We start from the raw sequence: 3,987 nt of genomic DNA, 5'->3' as shown, positions 1-3,987 counted from the left end.
CTGGGGTACTTAATAGAACCGACTGGTTAAAGTGGGCTAACGCCGTTTCGTTTTTGAAAAATGCCTGCTGAATAGGCAGCAATGGCATCTCTCCTATCACCGCCTCTTGTGCTATCGTGTATCCTTTACTCTGCTTTACACACCGCGCTAATGCCACGATGTGTTGATGACGAAACAGGTCTTTAACACTAAAATACAGGCCTTGCTCCGCTGCCCGTGAGACTAGCTGAATTGATAATATTGAGTCGCCACCTAGGGCAAAGAAGTTTGCCTCACAGCTCAGTGACGCTTGCGGTATCTTTAATAAACTCGACCATAATTGCTGCAATTGCGCTTCTGTTTTATTTTGTGGTCCTCGGTAATGTGCTGTCGTCCACTCCGGTTGTGGCAAAGCGCGTTTATCAACCTTACCATTGACTGTAAGTGGAAATTGCTCCAACACCACAAACTGGCTCGGCACCATATATTCTGGTAATTGTTCGGCGAGCGCTTCGCTCAAAATACGAGTAGCGCTATCCTCAGACATCTCACCAGATAGCATCACGTAAGCAATCAGGTATTTTTGACTTCCTTCCCCCCAACACAATACTGCGGCTTGCTTAACACCGAAAGATTCATTCAACAATTGCTCAATTTCAGCCAACTCAATACGATAGCCACGAATTTTTACCTGTTCATCGATCCGGCCTACGTAAACTAATTGGCCAGTATCAGATTGTCGTACAAGATCGCCTGTACGGTATAATTTCTCATGCTCATTCGTTACAAATGGGTTACTCACAAAACGTTCAGCATCTAGCTCTGGACGCTTGATATAACCTTGTGCCACACCTACCCCACCAATATATAACTCTCCAACCGCCCCCTCAGGCAGCAGTTGCTGCTGATCATCAAGAATATAAGTTGTAACATTATCAATAGCAGTGCCTATTGTTACAGACGTATCGGGATGGAGCTTAGCTACAGTGGCACAAATAGTGGCCTCTGAGGGACCGTAAGCGTTATACATTGGATAGTGCTTTGACCACTGCTGCGCCAGTGCGGTACTACAGGCTTCACCACCTACCAATAAAGCGCGAAAATGGTAGTTTTGATGACAAGGTAGATGCTGTAAGTATGCTGGGGTTATGAGTGCATGAGTGATACCTTGATCAACCAAGTAATCTGCCATTTGCTGAGGATGATATTTATCAGCTTCGCTACAGATACATAGCGATCCTCCGTTCGTCAACCCCCACATCCATTCTAGGGTAAAGGCATCAAAGCTAGTAGAAGCTAGTTGCAACACTTTACTACTGTTATCTACTTGGAATTGTCTCCCTAAGTATGCCGCAAAGTTGACAGCTCCTTTATGTGCTATTTTAACCCCTTTAGGTTTGCCACTGGTGCCAGACGTATACACTATATATGCACTTGCCACATCACTATTTAAAATAGGGCTTGGTGGATTGTCTTGGCTATAGTTTGTCAGCGAGGTGTCAGCCATAACACAGCTAAAAGTACCTCTGAGTTCCACAAGTCTTTTTTCAAGTTCACTACTGGTGAGTAATAATGATGCTTCAGAATCATTAAGGATGTAAGACACCCTGCCATCGGGGTAACTTGGATCAATAGTTAGGTAAGCACCTCCTGCTTTTAATACCGCAAGAACACTCACAAGCAGTAGTTCAGAACGTGGTAAACAAATAGCGACTGTTTGTTCTGGCGTAAGCTGATATTGTTCGATTAAATACCAAGCCATTGCATTTGCTCGCGCATTTAATTGCGCATAACTTAAACTTCTTCCTGCTGACGTAATAGCTAACGCTTCTGGCTGTCGTTCAACCTGTCGTTCGAACAATTCATGTAAACCGCAATTTGCAGCGGAGTAATTTGTATTACCTGCCGCCCTAGTGAGTAATCGAGTAAACTCTTGAGCATCTAGTATATTTAATTGCTTAATGGCAATATCTTGATCTTCATGATGAGCGGCTAACGTACTCAGTAAGTTACACAGATGTCGGTCTAGAGTAGTGATATGCTGGTGAGAAAATATTGCAGTGTCATAGGTCCAGTTGATTGTCACTTCATCTTTATTGATACAAATATTAATATCTAAATCGAACTTAGCTACTTTAACTTTTTGCTCTCGTCGCTCAACAATGAGAGCTTGATTTTGCGGTACAGGCTTCGATGAAAAGTCGTTTTGCGTTGCTAGTAAAATTTGAAATAACGGAGTATGTGAAGCAGAACGTTCACTTGCTAGTTTATCAACTAACTTTTCAAACGGCATATCCTGATGCTGCTGGGCTTCAAGGTGCACTTTCTTCACATGCTTAAAATAATCGCTCAGATCGTTGTAATTGGTATTTACTCTTAATACTAAAGTATTCACGAACAGACCAACAACCCCATTCAACTCGCCTTGTAGTCGGTTGGCAATCGGCATACCCATCACGATGTCATGGCTACCACTGTGACGCGATAAAACTAAGGCACACAAGGCATGAGACAGCATAAACGGCGTCAAGGCATAATGCTTTGCCAAGCGACAAAGCTTACTCGCTACTTCACTGCTGAGTCGACTTGACACTTGCTCTCCCACGTAGTTCTTATCCGCTGGACGTTTAAAGTCTAACGGTAAGCTATGGACTTGTGGCATTGCAGCTAACTGTTGCTGCCAATACTGCCAATGCGTATCTAGAGTATCAGGCGTTAGCTGTTTACTTTGCCAAAGAGCGTAGTCCGCATATTGTAGGGGTAAAGCTGTAAGTGGGTTTTGTTGGCCTTGAGTAAAAGCTTCATAGAGCGCCCAACATTCGCGGGTCAAAATATCCATCGACCAACCGTCAGTGGCGATATGCGGCATATTAATTATTAAAATGCTCTTATCGACTTGGCATAGCAGTAGACTCACTTTAAGCATTACATCATCTGCAAGGTTAAATGTGTACTTCTGCTGCTCTTCAAGCCTCTGAGTGATTTCCGTCTCTTGTTCTTCACTCTCTAAATGCGTCAAATCTACCTGTTCGATGTTAAAATTGACTGTGTGTGCCGCGTGAATGATTTGCAGCGCTTGCTCATTGACATGTGCTTGATATGTAGTTCTGAAAATTGCATGGCGCTCAATCAAAGCAACGAAAACACGTTGCAATGCTGAAATATCAACTGCACCACTTAACGTTAAAGCCCGAGTGATATTGTAGGCATATGTGCCACCTTGCAAAGCATCGATAAACCACAAACGCTGTTGTGCAAAAGTCAGTGGAGCACTGTCTAAATTATCTTGTGCCTTAATCTTCTCATATGTGTGCTTTGCTTGAATTTCCTGGTGGCTTTGCAACCACATACCAAACTGACGAATATTGGGATGTGAGAATAAATCACCCAAAGTTACTTCAATGTCGAAATGCCGCTTAATTAACGCACTAAGCTTCACCGCTAACAGAGAATTCCCCCCTAACCTAAAGAAGTCACCCGTTACACTTAACTCCTCTAGTGGTTGTCGCAGTACCTCTGCCCATATCTCTACCAGCGCTCGCTCTACACTATTCTCCGCCGCTTCATATTCCTGCCCTATCTCCCCAATCTCGCTCGGTAGCGCCCCCCTATCCAGCTTACCATTCGCCGTCAACGGCAAAGCATCTAGCAAACACCAACGACTCGGACACATATAACTGGCTAAACGCGCCGATAACGCACGCTCTAACTCCGCTATAAAAATGCCTTCATCTACTACCTCTCCTTCTGCAACAACATAACCCACCAACGTCGCATCCGCACCCTCTCCTTGCACCAACACCGCCGCCTGTTTCACCACTGCTTGCTGTGCCAAAACACTCCTTATCTCTCCAAGCTCTATACGATATCCCCGCAGCTTAACTTGCTCATCCTTCCTTCCCAAAAATACCAACGCTCCCGACTCCAAGCGCCGTACCCTGTCTCCTGTTCTATACAACCTCGTATCCGCCAACCAAGGAACATACACAAATGACGCCGCCGTCCTGT

1 protein-coding gene is annotated in these 3,987 nt (G+C 44.5%); it reads right to left on the bottom strand.

What is annotated here, in order from left to right:
- A partial coding sequence (locus L1271_RS24435; protein WP_235369026.1) for a non-ribosomal peptide synthetase occupies positions 1 to 3,814 on the bottom strand: 3,814 nt, incomplete at its 3' end.
- Positions 3,815 to 3,987 lie beyond the last annotated feature (173 nt).

The organism is Pseudoalteromonas sp. OF5H-5, assembly GCF_021530695.1.
GTDB lineage: Bacteria > Pseudomonadota > Gammaproteobacteria > Enterobacterales > Alteromonadaceae > Pseudoalteromonas.
The sequence above is the reverse complement of the archived record's forward strand: the minus strand, read 5'-3'. Positions and strand labels throughout refer to the sequence as shown.